Source organism: Microbacterium sp. Leaf436 (assembly GCF_001424715.1).
Taxonomy (GTDB): domain Bacteria; phylum Actinomycetota; class Actinomycetes; order Actinomycetales; family Microbacteriaceae; genus Microbacterium.
Map to the genome: position 1 here is coordinate 1 of NZ_LMRB01000006.1, position 18,379 is coordinate 18,379.

The window sequence follows — 18,379 nt, forward strand, 5'->3', positions numbered from 1 at the left end:
CGGAAGCTAAGCCTCTCAGCGCCGATGGTACTGCAGGGGGGACCCTGTGGGAGAGTAGGACACCGCCGGACTTCTTTTAGTCGGAATGGCCACCCAATGTTGGGTGGCCATTTCGCATTTACGGGCACATTTCCCGGGAAGGCCAGTCATGTCGACGAATGACGCGAACGATCGCAAGAGCAACGAAGGACGCTCGGGCGACCGCGCGTCCGGTCGCGGGCAGTCTTCCGGAAGGGACGGGGCGTCGCCACGCGGCGACCGTCCGTTCCGTCGTGAGGGCGATGCCCGTCCTCCGCGCGACAACGACCGCCCGTTCCGTCGGGACAATGATTCGCGTCCTGCGCGTGCGGGGGATTCGCGTCCGCCGCGTGAGGGTGACCGCCCGTTCCGTCGTGACAACGATTCGCGTCCGCCGCGTTCGGGTGACTCCCGTCCATCGCGTGACGGCGACCGCCCGTTCCGTCGCGACAACGACTCGCGTCCGCCGCGTGATGGCGACCGCCCGTTCCGTCGTGACAACGATTCGCGTCCGCCGCGTGATGGTGACCGCCCGTTCCGTCGTGACAACGATTCGCGTCCGCCCCGTTCGGGTGACTCCCGTCCATCGCGTGACGCTGATCGCCCCTACCGTCGCGACAACGACTCGCGTCCGCCGCGTGATAACGATTCGCGTCCGCCCCGTTCGGGTGACTCCCGTCCATCGCGTGACGCTGATCGCCCCTACCGTCGCGACAACGACTCGCGTCCGCCGCGTGATGGCGACCGTCCTTACCGTCGCGACAATGACTCGCGTCCGCCGCGCGACGGTGACCGTCCTTACCGTCGCGACAATGACTCGCGTCCGCCGCGTGATGGTGACCGCCCGTTCCGTCGCGACAACGATTCGCGTCCGCCCCGTTCGGGTGACTCCCGTCCATCGCGTGACGCTGATCGCCCCTACCGTCGCGACAACGACTCGCGTCCGCCGCGTGAACAACGATTCGCGTCCGCCCCGTTCGGGTGACTCCCGTCCATCGCGTGACGCTGATCGCCCCTACCGTCGCGACAACGACTCGCGTCCGCCGCGTGATGGTGACCGCCCTTACCGTCGCGAAAACGATTCACGTCCGCCCCGTTCGGGTGACTCCCGTCCATCGCGTGACGGCGACCGCCCCTACCGTCGCGACAATGACTCGCGTCCGCCGCGTGATGGCGACCGCCCTTACCGTCGCGACAATGACTCGCGTCCGCCGCGTGACGGTGATCGTCCGTACCGTCGCGAGGGCGACAATCGCGGTTTCGCCGGCGGGAATGACCGTCGTCCCTCAGGTGACCGGCGTCCCGGTGCGGGCGCACCCCGCCGCTTCGATCGTGACGACGCACGTGCCACGCGTCCGCCGCAGGACCGGCGCGAGCGGGGTCCGGAGATCCCCGAAGAGATCACGGCCTGGGATCTGCCGGGCGCGGCACGCAACGAGTTGAAGACGCTGAGCAAGGACAACGCCGAGAACGTCGCCCGCCATCTCGCGATGGCCGCGCGTCTCATCGACGAAGACCCCGCGCTCGCGCACGAGCACGCGTTGGCGGCCTCTCGGAGCGCCGGCCGTGTCGGCGTCGTCCGCGAGACGGTCGCCATCACCGCTTATGCGGTGGGGGACTTCGCCCTCGCCCTGCGAGAGCTGCGCACCCACCGTCGCATCACGGGCTCCGACGATCAGGTTCCGCTCATCGTGGACAGCGAGCGAGGAGTCGGCAAACCCGATCGCGCGCTGGAAGAGGGCCGCGCGGTGGACCGCTCGAAGCTCTCGGTCCCGGTCCGCGTGCAGCTCGCGATCGCGATGTCCGGTGCTCGTCTGGACCTCGGAGAAACGGAACGGGCGCTCCAGGAACTCGACATCCCCGAGGCCGACCCCGACCGTGCGTTCGAGTGGAGCCCCGCGCTGTTCAGCGCTCGCGCCGCGGTGCTCGAGGAGCTCGGGCGTGACGCCGAAGCGGCGGAGTGGGAACGCCGTGCACAGATCGCCGCCGACGCCCTCGACGCCGCAGCGGGCGTCGCCGACCGCGAAGTGATCGTCGTCGAGGAGATCGAACTCATCGACGACGAGGGCGGTGTGGACGTGGCATCCGGGGTCATCCCGACAGAAGACCCCGGCGTCGACGACATCGAAGACCTTGGCGACACCTCCACCTCCGCTGACGACGCCGATGTCACTGATGCTGACGCCGATGCGGTTTCTGCTGGCGCAGTGGACGTCGACGAGGCTGACGCCGACTCTGACGCTTCGACGGAGTCCTCCGCCCCCGACGAGGACGCGCGATGATCTTCGGCCGCGGCCGGACGGCGTCGACACCGCTCGACGGCATCGACGTCGTGCTCGCCGACCTCGACGGCGTCGTGTACGCGGGCCCCGGTGCCCTCCCGCACGCCGTCGACAGTCTCAACCGGGCCCAGGACGAGGGGCGCCGGCTCGGTTACATCACCAACAACGCCTCGCGCACCGACGCATCGGTCGCGGACCACCTCTCGTCGCTCGGACTCCGCGTCGCCGCCGACGACGTCACGACGAGTCCGCAGGCGGCCATGCGGCTCATGCGTGACCTCGTGCCCGCCGGCTCCACCCTTCTCGTCATCGGCGGCGAGGGTCTCGTCGTCGAGGTCGAGAAGGCCGGCTTCGTCGTCACCCGCAGCGCCGACGACGCCCCCGCGGCCGTCGTGCAGGGCTTCGCCCCCGACGTGGGATGGGCGCACCTGGCGGAGGCCGCCTACGCGCTTGCTACCCCCGTCGAAGACGGCGGCATCCCGTGGGTCGCGACGAACACCGACTGGACCATCCCGCAGGCGCGTGGCATCGCCCCGGGAAACGGCACCCTCGTGTCGGCCGTGCACACGGCGGTGGGACGCCTGGCGACGATCGCGGGTAAGCCCGAGCGTCCGATCTTCGACGAGGCGATCACCCGGACAGGGGCGAAGGCGCCGCTGTTCATCGGAGACCGGCTCGACACCGACATCCAGGGAGCGCGGACCGCGGGCATGCCCTCGCTGCTCGTGCTGACCGGGATCGACCGGCCGAAGCAGGTGCTCGCGGCCATTGCGTCGCAGCGTCCCGACTACATCGTCGAGGATCTGCGCCAACTCTTCGAACCGTATCCCGAGACCATCGTCAAGGGCGCACGCACCCGCGTGGGTGACGCGATCGTCGAGGTCGACGGTGTCGACCTGCGCATCGTCGCGGAGGGCGGTCGGCAGATCGACCTTCTGCGCGCCGGAGCCGCGGCGATCTGGAACTCCGGACGCGCCATCTTCGGCTTCCGCGTACCCGAACAGCTGTACGCGGACCCGTTCCGCGTGCGCTGACGTCGGTAGCATGGCATCCATGTCGGACAGCTCCGCCCCCGATGCCGTTCCCGAACTCGTCGATCGCCTGCGGATGATCGAGGAGCAGCCGCTGGGAGCGCGCGCGGAGGCCTACGCCGCCGTGCAGGACGAGTTGGCGCGCCGCCTCGAGTCGGCACCGACCGACACCCCGGCAGCGCGGCGGGCGTGACTCCCCGTCTCGATGCGGAGCTCGCCGCCCGAGGGCTCGCCCGCTCCCGCTCGCACGCCGCTCAGCTCGTCGTCGACGGGCTCGTGAGCGTCGACGGGCGTCCGGTCGTCAAGACGTCGGCGCAGGTCGGCGACGACAGCGTCATCGACGTGGCCGGATCCGACCATTACGTCAGTCGGGGAGCCCACAAGCTGCTCGCGGCGCTCGACGCCTTCGACATCGTCGTGGACGGTGTCGCCGCCGTCGACCTGGGCGCGTCGACGGGCGGCTTCAGCCAGGTTCTGCGCGAACGCGGCGCTCGCCCCGTCCTGGCCGTCGACGTGGGGCACGGGCAGTTGTCCACCGTCGTCGAGTCCGACCCGGACGTGGTGTCGGTCGAGGGGTATAACGTGCGGTTCATGACCGCCGCCTCTCTGGCCGCCGCGACGGGTGTCGACGAGCGGCCACGCATCGTCACCGGTGACCTGTCGTTCATCTCGCTCCACCATGTTCTTCCCGCGATCGTCGAGACGATGGATCCGGCCGCCGACGTCGTGCTGCTCATCAAGCCCCAGTTCGAAGTCGGCCGCACCGCGGTCAAGGGTGGGCTCGTCACCGACCCGGCTCTGCGGTCCGACGCCGTGCACGGCGTGCTGTGGGCCGCGTGGGACGTGGGCCTGCGCACCGCGGGTCTCATCGCGTCGCCGATCGTCGGAACCCATGGCAACCAGGAGTACGTCGCGTGGTTCTCGGCCGTCCACGGCACAGAGCCCTCACAATGGGAGAGCACCGTGACCCGACTGACCGGAAGCCGATGACCCCCAGCGATCGCCGAATCCTCCTCGTCGTCCACGCGCGCCGTGACGACACCGTCCATGCCGCCGAACGCATCATCACGGCCATCTGCGCGGCGGGGGCGACTCCCGTCGTCTCGGCCGAGGACCGCCCCGAACTCGCCGAGCGCCTCGGCCTCGAGGGAGTGGCGACCCTGGGTGTCGACGTGGGCATCGACGACGTCGAGCTCGCCATCGTCCTCGGCGGGGACGGCACCATCCTGCGCGCGGCCGAGATGGTGCGCGGAAGCACGGCCCCCATCCTCGGCATCAACATGGGGCACGTGGGATTCCTCGCCGAGATCGAACGCGATGACATGGACGACGCGGTGCGTCGGGTGATCGACCGGGACTACACGGTCGAGGAGCGTCTCGCGCTCGCCGTCAAGATCGAAGACGCCGACGACCGTGTCATCTTCGAGACGTGGGCGCTCAACGAGGCCACCGTCGAGAAGGCCAGCCGCGAGCGCATGCTCGAGGTCGTCATGGCCGTCGACGGTCGCCCGCTGTCATCGTTCGGCTGCGACGGCGTCGTCGTCGCCACCCCGACCGGCTCGACCGCCTACAACTTCTCGGCCGGCGGCCCCATCGTCTGGCCGACCGTCGAGGCGATCGCCGTCGTGCCGCTGTCGGCGCACGCGCTCTTCGCGCGTCCCCTCGTGGTGAGCCCCGAGGCCACCGTCGCGGTCGAGGTCTTGGAGCGCACGAGCGGCAGCGGCATCCTGTGGTGCGACGGTCGCCGTTCGCACGACCTGCCTCCGGGCGCGCGTGTCGTCGTGCGCCGGTCGTCCCGCCCGGTGCGGCTGGCGCGGCTGCACCCGGCCGCCTTCACCGATCGCCTCGTGCGCAAGTTCCACCTCCCCGTGACGGGTTGGCGGGGAGTGGCGGGGGGATCGTCATGATCGAAGAGATGCGCCTGCGCGATCTCGGTGTGATCGCCGACGCCACCTTGCCCATGGGACGGGGATTCACCGCCATCACGGGCGAGACCGGCGCAGGCAAGACGATGGTCGTCACCGGTCTCGGACTGCTGCTCGGCCAGCGCGCCGACTCGAGCGCCGTGCGCAAGGGCGCGGCGCAGGCGACGGTCGAGGGCGTCTGGCTCGTTCCCGAGGACGGCCCCGTGGCCTCCCGCGTGCGCGAGGCCGGCGGCGACGTCGAACCGGTGGGCGGCGGCAGCGCTGAGCTGTATCTCGGTCGCACCGTCTCGAGCGAGGGACGAGGACGCGCGACGGTCGGCGGACGCACCGCTCCGGCCGGTGTGCTCGCTGACCTCGCCGACGATCTCGTCGTCGTGCACGGGCAGTCCGACCAGCTGCGGTTGAAGTCTTCGTCGGCGCAGCGCGACGCGCTCGACCGCTTCGGCGGCGGTCCCGTGACGGCGGCCCGCACCGCCTACCGCGGCGCGTGGGACACCTGGCGCGCCCTCGACGCCGAGCTGACCACCCTCACCGCCGATCGCGACGATCGCGCCCGAGAGGCTGCGCAGCTGCGAGCCGCGATCGCCGAGATCGAAGCCGCTGCCCCCGTCGAAGGCGAAGAAGACGAACTGGCTCGGCGGGCGGAGCGTCTGGCGAACGCCGAGGAACTGCGTCTGGCGGCGGTCACCGCGCACGCGGCGCTGTCGAACGACGACGGCACACCTGACGTCGTCACCCTGCTCGCCGAGGCGCGCCGAGCACTCGAACGCATCGCGGGCAGCGACGCCGCGCTCGCCGCGATCGGAGAGCAGGTCGCCGATCTCGGCTATCGCGCCACCGACGCGTCGGTGGCGCTGTCGGGGTACCTCGCCGATCTCGACGAGTCGGGTCCGCACGAGCTGTCGGCCGTGGACGAGCGAAGGGGCGTGCTCGCGGGTCTCGTTCGCGCCCACGGATCGGTGGATGCCGCGATCGCGCTGCTCGAGACGGGTTCGGCCCGTCTGGTCGAACTCGACGACGACGGTGACCGTATCGAACGCCTCAGCGCGCAGCGCGACGCGGCCGCGACAGAACTGGATGCGGCCGCCGACGACCTCAGCGCCGCGCGACGGGACGCCGCCGCGCGCCTCGGTGCCGCGGTGACCGAGGAGCTGCACGCTCTGGCGCTCCCCGACGCCCGGCTCACGGTCCAGGTCGCCCCCGCTGTTCCCGCCGGGCACGGCCGCGACGAGGTCACGATCCTGCTCGCTCCGCACCCCGGCGCGGATCCGCGAGCCGTATCGCGCGGGGCCTCGGGCGGAGAGCTCAGCCGTGTCATGCTCGCCATCGAGGTCGTCATCGCCGGAGTCGACCCGGTTCCCACGTTCGTCTTCGACGAGGTCGACGCCGGGATCGGCGGTGCCGCGGCGATCGAGGTGGGCCGCCGGCTGGCACGGCTGGCGGAGTCGTCGCAGGTCATCGCCGTCACCCACCTGGCCCAGGTCGCCGCCTTCGCCGGGAACCACCTCACCGTCGTCAAGGGCAACGACGGCGCGGTCACGGCATCCAGTGTCCGGCGACTCGACGGCGCGGAACGCGAGGCCGAGATGGCTCGCCTGCTGTCGGGCCTGAGCGATTCCGACGCCGCCCTCACCCACGCCCGGGAGCTGCTGCAAACGGGACGCTCCGTTCGGTGACGCGCGCTCGCCGCACGATCTTCACGCTGCGGTGATGCGGATGTCGGAGGGTGGTGCGAGACTCCCGAACAAGGCGGATGAGATCCGCGAGAACCATCGACCGAGCTGACTGATAGGATCGAAGCCCGTGATGCAGACTTCGGACGCGGGACATTCAGACGACAAGATCTTCACGACGAAGCACATCTTCGTCACCGGAGGAGTGGTCTCCTCCCTCGGAAAAGGCCTGACGGCGGCAAGCCTCGGCAATCTCCTCACGGCGCGAGGCCTGCACGTGGTCATGCAGAAGCTCGACCCGTACCTCAACGTCGATCCGGGAACGATGAACCCGTTCCAGCACGGCGAAGTCTTCGTGACCGATGACGGTGCCGAGACCGACCTCGACATCGGGCACTACGAACGCTTCCTCGATATCGAGCTGAGCCAGGCGGCTAACGTCACCACCGGCCAGATCTACTCGCAGGTCATCGCGCGCGAGCGCCGTGGCGAGTACCTCGGCGACACGGTGCAGGTCATTCCGCACATCACCGACGAGATCAAGCGCCGCATGCGCCTGCAGGCCAGTGAGAGCCCGCAGCCCGACGTGATCATCACCGAGATCGGTGGAACGGTCGGCGACATCGAGTCGCAGCCCTTCATCGAATCGGCACGCCAGATCCGCCACGAGCTCGGCCGCAAGAACGTCTTCTTCGTGCACGTCTCGCTCGTGCCCTTCATGGGCGCGTCGGGCGAGCAGAAGACCAAGCCCACCCAGCACTCCGTCGCGACGCTGCGCTCCATCGGCATCCAGCCCGATGCCCTGGTGCTGCGTAGCGACCGTCCCGTCACCGAGTCGAACAAGCGCAAGATCGCGCTCATGTGCGACGTCGACGAAGACGCGGTCGTCAACGCGATCGACGTGCCCAGCATCTACGACATTCCCTCGATGCTCAACGATCAGGGTCTCGACGCCTACATCGTCGACGCGCTCGACCTCGACAAGGCGGCCGACGTCGACTGGTCGCGGTGGCAGCGTGTGCTGCAGGCGGTGCACAACCCCAAGCACGAAGTCACCATCGGGCTCGTCGGCAAGTACATCGACCTCCCCGACGCCTACCTGTCGGTCACCGAGGCGATCAAGGCGGGCGGCTTCGGCCAAGAGACCCACGTGACGATCACGTGGATCCCGTCCGACCTGTGCGAGACGCCCGAGGGCGCCGAGAAGGCTCTGGCGGCAGTCGACGGCATCATCGTGCCCGGCGGGTTCGGTATCCGCGGCATCGAGGGCAAGCTCGGCGCGCTGCGTTTCGCGCGCGAGCAGGGGATCCCCACCCTCGGCATCTGCCTCGGCCTGCAGTGCATGGTCATCGAGTACGCGCGCACGATGGCCGGTCTCGAGGGTGCCTCGTCCAGCGAGTTCGACCCCGACACCGTCCACCCCGTCGTGGCGACCATGGCGGAGCAGGTCGACATCCTCGAGAGCGGCGACCTCGGAGGCACGATGCGCCTGGGCCTGTACCCGGCCGCCCTCGCCGAAGGCTCGCTCGCCGCAGACCTGTACGGGCAGTCGCAGATCTCGGAGCGCCACCGTCACCGCTACGAGGTCAACAACGCCTACCGCCAGCAGCTGAGCGACGCCGGTCTGGTGTTCTCGGGCCTCAACCCCGACCTCGACCTCGTCGAGTTCGTCGAGCTGCCGCGCGACGTGCACCCGTACTACATCGCCACCCAGGCCCACCCCGAACTGCGCTCGCGCCCGACCGAGCCCCACCCGCTGTTCAGCGGCCTGGTCGCGGCGGCGCTCGACCGTCACCGTTCGAGCGAGCTGTTCGACGTCGAGGAGGACTGACGTGGAAGAACTGCGCGACGAATCCGTCGAGCTCGAGGTGCTCTCGAGCGAGCTCGTCTACGAAGGCGCGGTGTGGGACGTCCGCTCCGACACCGTGCGCTACGGCGACGGCGAGATGACCCGTCAGTACGTCGCCCACCCGGGAGCGGCCGCGGTGGTGGCCATCGACGACGACGGGCGCGTGGTTCTCATCCAGCAGTACCGGCACCCGATCAAGGAACGCGACTGGGAGATCCCGGCCGGACTCCTCGACGTGGCCGGCGAACCCCCGCTCGAGACGGCGAAGCGCGAGCTGACCGAAGAAGTCGACCTCGAGGCGTCGCGGTGGCAGCACCTCGTGTCGATGCACACCACCCCCGGCGGCAACGACGAGGTCGTGCACCTCTTCCTCGCGCGGGGACTGACGACGGTCGAGACCGACTACCAGCGGGAGCACGAAGAGTCCGACATGCGCGTCGAGCGGGTGCCGCTGGCCGATGTCATCGACGGCGTGCTGTCGGGGCGCCTGCGCAACGGCATCCTCGCCACCGGCGCGCTCGCCGCGGCCGAGGTGCTGCGCCGCGAGGCCGCGTCGGCCTGATGTGGAGCTCGAGCGCGCGGTCGAGACCTACCTCCGCCACGTCGCGCTCGAGCGCGGGCTCTCGGACCACACGTCCGCCGCGTACCGCCGCGACCTGACGGTGTACGTCGCCTGGCTGCGGGAGCGAGGGGTGACGACGATCGATGCGGTGACGCCGGCTCTCATCGCCGACTTCGCCGCAGAACGCGCGTCGGCGGAACCTCCTCCCGCGTCGTCGTCGCTCGCGCGCCTGCAGTCGTCGGTGCGGGGACTGCACCGTTTCCTCGTGCGTGAGGGGCGCGCCGACGACGACCCGACGGGTCGACTGCGGCCCCCGAAAGCACCCCGCCGTCTGCCCAAGGCGCTCACCATCGCGCAGGTCGACCTGCTGCTGGATGCCGCGGGTCCCGCACCGAAAACCGAAGACGCCTCAGCGGCGGAACCGTCGGCGATCCGGGATCGGGCGCTGCTGGAGCTGCTGTACGCGACCGGCGCGCGGGTGTCGGAGATCGTGCAGCTCGACGTCGACGACACCGCGCACGGTGACCTGCTGCGGGTGCGCGGCAAGGGCGACAAGGAGCGCATCGTGCCGGTGGGGTCCTACGCGCGTGCCGCGATCGAGGCGTACCTCACGCGGGTGCGTCCGGGCTTGGCATCCCGGGGACGCGCCACACCGCGACTGTTCCTCGGGGTGCGCGGGGCGCCGCTGTCGCGACAGAGCGCCTGGCTGATCATCCAGGCCGCCGCCGAACGCGCCGACCTCACCGCGCACGTCTCGCCGCACACGCTGCGGCACTCGTTCGCGACGCACCTGCTGCAGGGTGGGGCGGACGTGCGGGTGGTGCAGGAACTGCTCGGCCATGCGTCGGTGGCCACGACGCAGATCTACACGCACGTCACGGTCGACGCGCTGCGCGACGTGTACGCCACGTCGCATCCGCGGGCGCGGTGACGGGGGCGAAATCGGCATACTGGTTCTGCCCCAGCATCCGCGCGTCGGTGCGCCCGACCTTCGAGAGTGAGCGCATGACCACCCTCGCAACGAGGGACGACCCGGGGAAGTGGTGGTTGTCACTGCTGTACATCGCCGTCGTCCTGGCGGCTGGCGTGTGGGCGGTGCTGTCGCATCCGATTGTCGACATCGTCTCATTCGTCACGACGTCGCCGTCTGAAGCGGTGCCCGGGATGCTCACGGCGGCGACCCTCGTGGGCGGCACGCTCGTCGTGGTCTGGGTATGCCTGAGGATCCCGGCGGTGCGTCACCGGCTGCGCCCGGGGGCGGCGAGTATCGCCGCGAGCTCGGCGACCTTTCTCGCCGTGGGCTGGGGGTGGTTCGTCCTCTTCGCGTTCGCCGAGGACGGGGATGTCTGGAGCCGCATCCCTCTTGGGGTGGCCGCGTGCGCACCGGTTCTGCTCATCGCCATCGGCGCGCTGACGATCTCTCGGCCCATCCAACGCGATCACGATCGTCGAATTGCTTCTGCCGCGACCGCGCTCGCGGTGAGACGTCCGGGCCCTGAGAGACTAGAGGGATGACCGCAACGCTCGTCGCACAGGGCCTCGCCGGAGGCCACGGACACCGCACCCTGTTCGACGGCATCGACCTCACCGTCGCCCCCGGGGACGTGATCGGGGTCGTCGGGGCCAACGGTGCGGGCAAGTCCACGCTGCTGCGTCTGCTCGCGGGCGTCGACGAGCCGCAGGGCGGGTCGATCACCCTCGCGCCGGCCGACGCCTTCGTCGGTTGGCTGCCGCAGGAGCACGAACGCGTGCCCGGTGAGACCGTCGCCCAGTACATCGGCCGCCGCACCGGGTCTACCGAGGCGACACGCGAGATGGACGCCACCGCGGCCGCGCTCGGAGATCCCGATGCGGTGGGGGCCGACGACGCCTACGCCACCGCGCTCGAACGCTGGCTCGCCAGTGGCGCCGCCGATCTCGACGAGCGGATGCCGGTGGTCCTGGCAGACCTCGGCCTGCAGGTGGGACCGGATGCCGAGATGACCGGGCTCTCGGGAGGGCAGGCCGCGCGCGTGGGGCTCGCGGCGCTGCTGCTCTCGCGGTTCGACATCGCGCTGCTCGACGAACCCACCAACGATCTCGATCTCGACGGCCTCGAGCGACTGGAGACGTTCGTGAGGGGGCTGCGAGGTGGCGTGGTGCTCGTCAGCCACGATCGCGAGTTCCTCGCGCGCTCGGTCACGCGAGTGCTCGAGCTCGACCTGGCGCAGAGTTCCCACCGCGTGTACGGGGGCGGCTACGACGCCTACCTCGAGGAGCGGGCGACGGTGCGCCGACAGGCGCGCGAGAAGTACGAGGAGTACGCCGAGACGAAGGCCGACCTGGTCGGGCGGGCTCGCACCCAGCGCGAATGGTCAAGTCAGGGTGTGCGCAACGCGATGAAGAAGTCACCCGACAACGACAAGATCCGCCGCAAGGCCGCGGCCGAATCGAGCGAGAAGCAGGCGCAGAAGGTCCGACAGATGGAGAGCCGGATCGCGCGGCTCGACGAGGTCGAGGAGCCTCGCAAGGAGTGGCAGCTCGAGTTCACGATCGGGACGGCGCCACGGTCGAGCTCGGTCGTCTCTACGTTGTCCGCCGCGGTGTTCCGGCAGGGCGACTTCACCCTCGGCCCGGTGTCGCTGCAGGTCAACGCGGGCGAGCGCATCGGCATCACCGGCCCCAACGGTGCCGGCAAATCGACGTTGCTGCGTGGCATCCTGGGTCGTCAGGCGCCCGACGAGGGCTCGGCGAGCCTCGGCGCCAGCGTCGAGATCGGCGAGATCGACCAGGCGCGCTCGCTGTTCGTGGGGGAGCGCCCGCTCGCCGAGACCTTCGAGGGCTTCGTGCCGGAGCTCAACGCGGGCGAGGTGCGGACGCTGCTGGCGAAGTTCGGGCTCAAGGCCGATCACGTCGCCCGCCCCGTCGACCAGCTGTCACCGGGGGAACGCACGCGCGCGGGGCTGGCCCTGCTGCAGGCCCGCGGCGTCAACGTGCTCGTGCTCGACGAGCCGACCAACCACCTCGACCTGCCCGCCATCGAGCAGCTCGAGCAGGCGATGGAGTCGTACACCGGCACGCTGCTGCTCGTCACGCACGACCGGCGCATGCTCGCCGCGGTGCAGACCGACCGGCGCTGGCGCGTCGAGGCCGGGGTCGTGACCGAGCTTTAGGGAGACCCGCATAAACGCTGATCCTGCACGGAAACGCTCAGACAGCGCGTTTATGTGCAGGATCAGCGTTTATGCGTGGGGAGGGCGGGGGTCAGCGGCCCTGGCGCTTCTTGTACGGCTTGGGCTCGCCCTTGACGATGGGGGCGCGGCCCTTTCCCTTCGACGCTTTGGCTTTGCCTCCGCCGGGTGCCTTCTGGCGGGGAGCCGCGGGCGGCGCGTCGGCGATGCGGTGCCGGGCCTCGGTGAGGAGCAACTGGCCCGCGGGGGTCAGCTGCGTGGGCGGGGTGCGCGACACGAGCGGCTGCCCCACCTCTTCTTCGAGCTTGTCGATCGTCGTGTACAGCGAGGCGAGGGGGATGCGGAGCTTCTCCGCCGCGCGGGGGAAGTGCAGCTCCTCGGCGAGGGCGGTGAACCGGACGAGGTGCTCGAGCTTCATGGCATCCATTCTCGCGTGTTCGGCGGCCGCCCGTTGAGTGTCCACGACGCGCCGCCCGCGCACCGGGCCCTGCGGCGTGTTTTGGACACTCAACAGGGGGGGTGGGCGGCACGGCGGCGGGGCGGGCGCGGCGGGTTAGGCGGCTGAGGCGAGCATACGGTCGGCGGTGCGCAGCGACAGGGCCATGATCGTCAACGCCGGGTTCGCCGCGATCGCCGACGGGAAGACCGAGTTGTCGCAGATCCACAGGTTGGGGATCTCGTGCGAGCGACCGTCGGCGTCGACCACCCCGTCGGAGGGATCGTCCGACATGCGGCACGTGCCGATGGTATGCGCCGAGCGGGCCAGCACCATCGTCTCGCGAGCTCCCGCAGCCTGCATCACCCGCAGCATGAACGCGGTGGCGTGGCGGTCGATCGCCTTCTCGTTCTCGCCCGCGGTGAACGTCACCCGAGCGCGAGGGATGCCGAACTCATCGGTCTCGTCGACCAGCTCGAGCCGGTTGTCGTCGGACGGGAGGCACTCGGCGTTGATGCCGATGCCGGCCATGAAGCGCGCCTGGTCGAGACGCTGCATGAGTTCGGGCCCCCACAGGCCGCCCCCGCGGGTGAGCGTGGTGGCGAAAGTGAGGGGCATGACGCCGAGGCTCTGCACGAGGTAGCCCCCGGCGAAGTCCGCGTCGGCGGGACGCATCATGTCTTCGCTGATGAGCGACGACGGATACCCGCGGTGCCCGCGCACCGGCTCGTCGAACCGGCCCCACACCTGCGTCGCCCCGTGCGCGAGGAAGTTGCGGCCGACCTGACCGTTGTCGTTCGCCAGACCCGTGTGCAGCAGCAGTCGGGGCGTTTCGACCCCGCCTCCGGCCAGGACGAGGGTCCGGCAGCGCTGGCGTCGGTCGACACCGTCCTTGCGGTAGACGACCGCCTCGACGTGACCGCGGGCATCGAGCTCGATCCCGTGCACCATCGCCTCGCTGCGGATCTCGGCCCCGGCGGCGACCGCCGCGGGCAGATACGTGTTGGCGGTGGAGGCCTTGGCATCGGTCCGGCATCCCTGGTGGCACTCGCCGCAGTTGACGCACGCGCCGCGCTCGCCGTGGTGATCCTGCAGACGCGCCCGGGTGAGCACGGCCGCCGGCGCGTCGGCCCAGCGGATGCCCAGGGCGTCGCAGCCCTTCGCCACGAGGTTCGCCGGTGCGTTGCGCTTCGCCGGCGCGTAGGCGTACCGGCGGCTCGGGTCCCACGGGTACGGCGTCGGGCCGGACACGCCGATGTCGCCCTCGACGCGCTCGACGTAGCTCAGCAGCTCGTCGGGGTCGACGGGCCAGTCGCGGCCCTGACCCGACTCGGTGCGCAGTCTCAGGTCGCGGCGGTCTGGGCGGGGCGTGAACGCCCCCCAGTGCAGCATCGAGCCACCGACGCCGCGCCCGCTGTTGTTGGGTCCGAACGCGGTGGGGTCGTCGCCGCCGCTGAGGCGCTCGGACATCCAGTTGATCTCGACGGCCTCGGTCTCATCGGGGGTCAGGTCGTCGAGCGAGAAGTGGCGTCCGGCCTCCAGCGCCACGACGCTGAGGCCCTTGCCCGCCAACTCCGCCGTCAGGGGCGCGCCGCCGGCGCCCGTGCCGATGACGACGACGTCGACGATCTCGTCGTCGGTGAAGGTGCGCATCTGCTCGAGGTTCATGCTGCGTCTCCCGCCGCGATCGAGCCGCCGACACCGGCGGGCTCCCAGTCTTCTCGGCGTCCCAGCCGCAGTTCCACGTAGCCGCGCATCGGACTGCCGCCGGTGGCGAACCCGTCGTACCCGACGCGCGCCATGCTCGCCGGGTGGGCCAGCCACTGGCGCACGAGGTCGTTGCGGGCGTCCTCGAGCCACGCCGTCAGCTGAGCGGCGTCGAAGGAGCCCGTCGCCTCCGTCGTTCCCTCGATCGCGGCGCGCACAACGTCTTCGCGCGCAACGGGGTCGGTCGGCCACACGGATGCCAGGGTGTCGAGCCCCGCTCGATACGCCTCGGGGTCGGGTGGCAGGTCGGCGTTTCGCCACCCGTCACCCTCACCGCGCGCGAGTTGCGCGTCGACGCGGGCGGCGAGGTCGATCGCGGGTCCCTTCTGCGGGACGACGATGTCGGCGATCTCGCGGAGCAGCACGAGTTGCGCGACGTCGAGCACGGCGGGGGCGTAACCGCGGTCGTCGGGAACCGCGCGACGGTTCAGGATGCCGCGCACGCGGGCATCGACGCGGTCGCCGGCGATGAGGTTCGCCCACTCGGCGGGGACGACGGGGCCGAGCAGTGCCTCGTCGGTCGCGAAGCCCGCGATCGCGTCGGCGGCCTCGGCTGCACGCTCCAGGGGGATCATGTGCCCCGTGTCGTCGAGGAGGACGAACCGCGCGCGCGGGTACACCGCGGCGAGCAGACCCGGCTGCGCCGCGGCTCCGAGGTCGGCATCGTCGGTGCCCGCGAGCACGAGCGCCGGGAGGTCGAGGGTGCCGACCTCGGCGGTCGCGTCGATGCGGCTGCCCGTCTCGAGCCACGCGCGCCACGCGGCGGGAGAGGTGCGCCCGAGATCGGCGAGGGCGAGGCGGCGAGCCTCGGGATCGAGCGGCTCGGCGGTGTTCTGCTCGAGGAAGCTCTCGGCATCCGTCTCGGAGATCGCGCCATCGGACACCCACGACAGCATCAGCTCGCGACGCTCTTCGTCCATCGGCTCGGGACGCGGGGGCGACGGAGCCATCAGCACCATGCCGCTCAGCCCGACCAGGGGGGCGTCTCCGCGCAGGATCCGGGAGGCCACGAGTGCGGCGATCTTGCCGCCCATGCTGTGGCCGCCCAGCATCCAGCGGCCGCGCGCGTGTGCCGCGAGGTGGCGGACGACGTGGGCGACGGTGGCGTCGAGCGAGGAGTCCGCGGCCGCGGCCGCCGAGCCGAAGCCGGGGAGGTCGATGCCCTCGACGCGCACCCGGCCCGAGAGCTGGGCGGCGACGCGATCGAAGGAGTCGGCGCTCGCGCCGAGCGCGTGCAGCATGTACAGGGTGACAGGCGCGTCGCGCGGGGCGGCGGCGTTCTCGGAGGGCATGTCTTCACGCTCGCCTACCGCGGGGGTGCGGAAGGGTCGGTTGCGGATCGGGACGTTTTGCGCAAGGGCGCCGCGGGCCTCGCGGCCAGCGGGACGGGAAGCGGGCCGAACTCTGAGAAACCGGCGCGACCGGACGGGTGCAGGGTGCGGCGTCGGCGGAGACGAAGAAGTCGGGAGTTCGGCCCGGGGCGGAGGGCCGGTCAGGGCGTGACCATGCCGCCGTTCACGTTCAACGTCTCGCCCGAGACGTAGCTCGACTCCGCCGACGCCAGGAACACGAACGCCGGGGCGATCTCGGCGGGCTGTCCCGCGCGCTGGTAGGTGCTCTCGTCGTCGAAGTGCTCCATCTGGTCGTCGGAGACGCCCTGGCTCACCTGCAGCGCCGACCACGTGGGACCGGGGGCGACGACGTTGACGCGGATGCCGCGGGGGGCGAGCTGCTGGGCGAGACCCTTCGACAGGTTGTTGATCGCCGCCTTGGTGGCGGCGTAGTCGAGGCGGTCGGGGGCGGGGACGTAGGCCTCGAGGGACGCGGTGTTGATGATCGTGCCGCCCTCGGGAAGGTGCGCGAGCGCGGCCTTGGTGATCCAGAACGGGGCGAAGACGTTCGTGCGGAACGTCTGCTCGAACTGCTCGTCGGACAGGTCGTCGACCTTGTCGACCATCACCTGCTTGCCCGCGTTGTTCACCAGGATGTCGAGGCCGCCGAGCGCCTCGGCGGCCTGGGCGACGAGCTCACGGCACGCGCTCGGATCGGAGATGTCGATCGCGATCGAGACGCCCGTGCGCCCGGCATCCCGGATCTGCTGCAGGATGTGGTCGGCGTCGCGCTGCTCGGCGGGCAGGTGAACGATCGCGACATCGGCGCCCTCGCGGGCGAACGCGATCGCCACGGCCCCGCCGATGCCGGAATCGCCGCCCGTGATGAGTGCCTTGCGTCCGACCAGGCGGCCCAGGCCGCGGTAGGTCTTCTCGCCGAGGTCGGGCACGGGGGTCATATCGGCCTGCACGCCGGGCTCGGGCTGATGCTGAACGGGCGGCTCGACGCGGGCGTAGCGGGTGACCGGGTTGTCGAAGGTGAACTGGTCGCGAGCGGAAGTCATGGCCCGACGGTACGCACCGGCCCCCGTGTCGGCCGGGGGCCTTGACGGAATTGCGGATGCCGCGCACGCCACGCTTCACCCGGGGCGCCGCCGCCCTCGCCCGCCGGTGACGGCGCGGGGGATCCCTAGCGTCGACGGGTGACCGCCCCCGCGCCCCGCCGCGTCCTGCACCTCGTCGACCGGGTGACGGGAGGTGTCCCCGTCGCGGTGCGGACCTACGTCGCGAACTCCCCGGCCGGTGTCGACCACGTCATCGCCGCGCCGTTCTCGGACGGCGCCCCCGCCGCGGTGTGGGAAGGAACCACCGCGATCCATCGGGAGTGGGACACAGCATCGGTGGGGCGGGCGGTTCTCGGGCTGCGACACCTGCTGCGCACCGCGTCGTTCGACGTGGTGCACGCGCACTCGACGTTCCCGGGTGCGTACCTCCGGCTGTGGGGCGCGCCGCGCCGCGCCCGCGTCGTGTACACCCCTCACTGCTACGCCTTCGTGCGCACCGACGTCGCCCCACCGGTGCGCGCGGCCTTCCGCGCCGTCGAGACGCTGCTGCGCGGGCGCGCCACCGTCGTGGCCGCGTGCGGCCCGGGGGAGAGCGCCGAGGCCCTCGGCCTGGGTGTCGCGCCGGAGCACATCGTCACGGTGCCAAACGTCTCGTCGCTTCCCGACGCCGCCGCGCCGATCGCCGCTCGGCGCACGCGGACGGCGGCAGCGTCGCTGCGCGTGGGGATGCTGGGACGCTGGGTGGCCCAGAAGGACCCCGACTACTTCCGCGCGCGGGTGCAGGAGCTGCGCGCGGCGCTCGCCGAACCCGTGGAGGCCCGGTGGATCGGCAGCGCCGACGGGGGCGCCGCCGCCGCGGGGCACGACGAGCCGCGGGTGCACGTGACCGGATGGCTCCCCGCGACCGAGGTCGGTGCGCAGCTGAGAGAGCTCGACCTCTACCTGCACACCGCCGCGTGGGAGGGGTTCCCGATCGCGCTGCTCGATGCCCACGCGGTAGGGGCGCCGATCCTTGCGCGCGCCATTCCCGCCTTGCCCGGGCTTGCGCCCGCGTTGACGATCGAGCAGGGTCTCGGCGGCTTCGTGGATGCCGTTCGCGCCGGCCGGCTCGGGGCGTGGAGCGACGCGAATCACGCGGCGTGGAGCGCCTACCTCGGGGACCGCACCGCGCGGGCGCAGCGGGTGGCTCTGGAGCGCGCGTGGTTCGGCGAGGTGGCCGACGGCGGGTCTCGCTGAGGGGCTGCCGGCGGGCGCGCCCGAGGAACCGCGCC

Annotated in this window: 16 protein-coding genes and 1 rRNA gene; 13 read left to right on the top strand and 4 right to left on the bottom strand. The window is 71.1% G+C overall.

Annotated features, from left to right (window positions below; all coding sequences use genetic code 11):
* The 12 genes from rrf to ASG45_RS15690 all read left to right on the top strand — a co-directional run.
* Positions 1–71, top strand: a 5S ribosomal RNA gene (gene rrf / locus ASG45_RS16795); the annotation flags it as partial.
* Positions 72–704: 633 nt separating this feature from the next.
* Positions 705–2,300 carry a hypothetical protein gene (locus ASG45_RS16670; protein WP_235561650.1) on the top strand — a complete coding sequence of 532 codons (1,596 nt, stop codon included), beginning with the start codon at positions 705–707 and terminating at the stop codon, positions 2,298–2,300.
* On the top strand, positions 2,297–3,334 hold the full coding sequence (locus ASG45_RS15645; RefSeq protein ID WP_055839953.1) for an HAD-IIA family hydrolase: 1,038 nt from the start codon (positions 2,297–2,299) through the stop codon (positions 3,332–3,334). The genes ASG45_RS16670 and ASG45_RS15645 overlap by 4 nt, the downstream gene beginning before the upstream one ends.
* A gap of 19 nt (positions 3,335–3,353) precedes the next feature.
* The gene (locus ASG45_RS16510) at positions 3,354–3,524 is read left to right on the top strand and encodes a hypothetical protein (protein WP_181015925.1); all 171 of its coding nucleotides are present in this window, start codon (positions 3,354–3,356) and stop codon (positions 3,522–3,524) included.
* Positions 3,521–4,321 (top strand): TlyA family RNA methyltransferase, encoded by an 801-nt coding sequence (locus tag ASG45_RS15655; protein ID WP_055839958.1) that lies wholly within the window; start codon positions 3,521–3,523, stop codon positions 4,319–4,321. Before ASG45_RS16510 ends, ASG45_RS15655 begins: the two co-directional genes overlap by 4 nt.
* Positions 4,318–5,238, top strand: a complete 921-nt coding sequence (locus ASG45_RS15660) for an NAD kinase (RefSeq protein ID WP_055839961.1) — start codon at positions 4,318–4,320, stop codon at positions 5,236–5,238. Before ASG45_RS15655 ends, ASG45_RS15660 begins: the two co-directional genes overlap by 4 nt.
* Positions 5,235–6,932 carry a DNA repair protein RecN gene (recN, locus tag ASG45_RS15665; RefSeq protein ID WP_055839964.1) on the top strand — a complete coding sequence of 566 codons (1,698 nt, stop codon included), beginning with the start codon at positions 5,235–5,237 and terminating at the stop codon, positions 6,930–6,932. The genes ASG45_RS15660 and recN overlap by 4 nt, the downstream gene beginning before the upstream one ends.
* Before the next feature lie 130 nt (positions 6,933–7,062).
* Positions 7,063–8,760: a CTP synthase gene (locus ASG45_RS15670; RefSeq protein ID WP_055839967.1), complete on the top strand. Its 1,698-nt coding sequence runs from the start codon at positions 7,063–7,065 to the stop codon at positions 8,758–8,760.
* A gap of 1 nt (position 8,761) precedes the next feature.
* Positions 8,762–9,340 (top strand): NUDIX domain-containing protein, encoded by a 579-nt coding sequence (locus tag ASG45_RS15675; protein ID WP_055839970.1) that lies wholly within the window; start codon positions 8,762–8,764, stop codon positions 9,338–9,340.
* Between the two features lies 1 nt (position 9,341).
* Positions 9,342–10,271 carry a site-specific tyrosine recombinase XerD gene (xerD, locus tag ASG45_RS15680; RefSeq protein ID WP_055839973.1) on the top strand — a complete coding sequence of 310 codons (930 nt, stop codon included), beginning with the start codon at positions 9,342–9,344 and terminating at the stop codon, positions 10,269–10,271.
* Positions 10,272–10,318: 47 nt separating this feature from the next.
* A complete protein-coding gene (locus tag ASG45_RS15685) occupies positions 10,319–10,855 on the top strand; it encodes a hypothetical protein (RefSeq protein WP_235561651.1) in 537 nt (178 codons plus the stop codon).
* The gene (locus ASG45_RS15690; RefSeq protein WP_055839980.1) at positions 10,852–12,492 is read left to right on the top strand and encodes an ABC-F family ATP-binding cassette domain-containing protein; all 1,641 of its coding nucleotides are present in this window, start codon (positions 10,852–10,854) and stop codon (positions 12,490–12,492) included. The genes ASG45_RS15685 and ASG45_RS15690 overlap by 4 nt, the downstream gene beginning before the upstream one ends.
* Positions 12,493–12,583: 91 nt before the next feature.
* Here ASG45_RS15690 and ASG45_RS15695 read toward each other — a convergent pair whose 3' ends face one another.
* The 4 genes from ASG45_RS15695 to ASG45_RS15710 form a co-directional block, all read right to left on the bottom strand.
* The gene (locus ASG45_RS15695) at positions 12,584–12,928 is read right to left on the bottom strand and encodes a LysR family transcriptional regulator (protein WP_055839982.1); all 345 of its coding nucleotides are present in this window, start codon (positions 12,926–12,928) and stop codon (positions 12,584–12,586) included.
* A gap of 135 nt (positions 12,929–13,063) precedes the next feature.
* Positions 13,064–14,614 carry a GMC family oxidoreductase gene (locus tag ASG45_RS15700; protein WP_055839986.1) on the bottom strand — a complete coding sequence of 517 codons (1,551 nt, stop codon included), beginning with the start codon at positions 14,612–14,614 and terminating at the stop codon, positions 13,064–13,066.
* A complete protein-coding gene (locus tag ASG45_RS15705; RefSeq protein WP_055839990.1) occupies positions 14,611–16,005 on the bottom strand; it encodes an alpha/beta fold hydrolase in 1,395 nt (464 codons plus the stop codon). The genes ASG45_RS15700 and ASG45_RS15705 overlap by 4 nt, the downstream gene beginning before the upstream one ends.
* A gap of 200 nt (positions 16,006–16,205) precedes the next feature.
* On the bottom strand, positions 16,206–17,108 hold the full coding sequence (locus tag ASG45_RS15710) for an SDR family oxidoreductase (RefSeq protein WP_055839994.1): 903 nt from the start codon (positions 17,106–17,108) through the stop codon (positions 16,206–16,208).
* 138 nt (positions 17,109–17,246) lie between these two features.
* Here ASG45_RS15710 and ASG45_RS15715 point away from each other — a divergent pair, with 138 nt between their 5' ends.
* The gene (locus ASG45_RS15715) at positions 17,247–18,344 is read left to right on the top strand and encodes a glycosyltransferase family 4 protein (RefSeq protein WP_055839998.1); all 1,098 of its coding nucleotides are present in this window, start codon (positions 17,247–17,249) and stop codon (positions 18,342–18,344) included.
* Positions 18,345–18,379 lie beyond the last annotated feature (35 nt).

Coding starts and splice junctions, on each gene's coding strand:
- ASG45_RS15645 (WP_055839953.1), top strand. CDS start 2,297: ATGATCTTCGGCCGCGGCCGGACGGCGTCGACACCGCTCGACGGCATC.
- ASG45_RS16510 (WP_181015925.1), top strand. CDS start 3,354: ATGTCGGACAGCTCCGCCCCCGATGCCGTTCCCGAACTCGTCGATCGC.
- ASG45_RS15660 (WP_055839961.1), top strand. CDS start 4,318: ATGACCCCCAGCGATCGCCGAATCCTCCTCGTCGTCCACGCGCGCCGT.
- recN (WP_055839964.1), top strand. CDS start 5,235: ATGATCGAAGAGATGCGCCTGCGCGATCTCGGTGTGATCGCCGACGCC.
- ASG45_RS15670 (WP_055839967.1), top strand. CDS start 7,063: ATGCAGACTTCGGACGCGGGACATTCAGACGACAAGATCTTCACGACG.
- ASG45_RS15690 (WP_055839980.1), top strand. CDS start 10,852: ATGACCGCAACGCTCGTCGCACAGGGCCTCGCCGGAGGCCACGGACAC.
- ASG45_RS15695 (WP_055839982.1), bottom strand. CDS start 12,928: ATGAAGCTCGAGCACCTCGTCCGGTTCACCGCCCTCGCCGAGGAGCTG.
- ASG45_RS15700 (WP_055839986.1), bottom strand. CDS start 14,614: ATGAACCTCGAGCAGATGCGCACCTTCACCGACGACGAGATCGTCGAC.
- ASG45_RS15705 (WP_055839990.1), bottom strand. CDS start 16,005: ATGCCCTCCGAGAACGCCGCCGCCCCGCGCGACGCGCCTGTCACCCTG.
- ASG45_RS15710 (WP_055839994.1), bottom strand. CDS start 17,108: ATGACTTCCGCTCGCGACCAGTTCACCTTCGACAACCCGGTCACCCGC.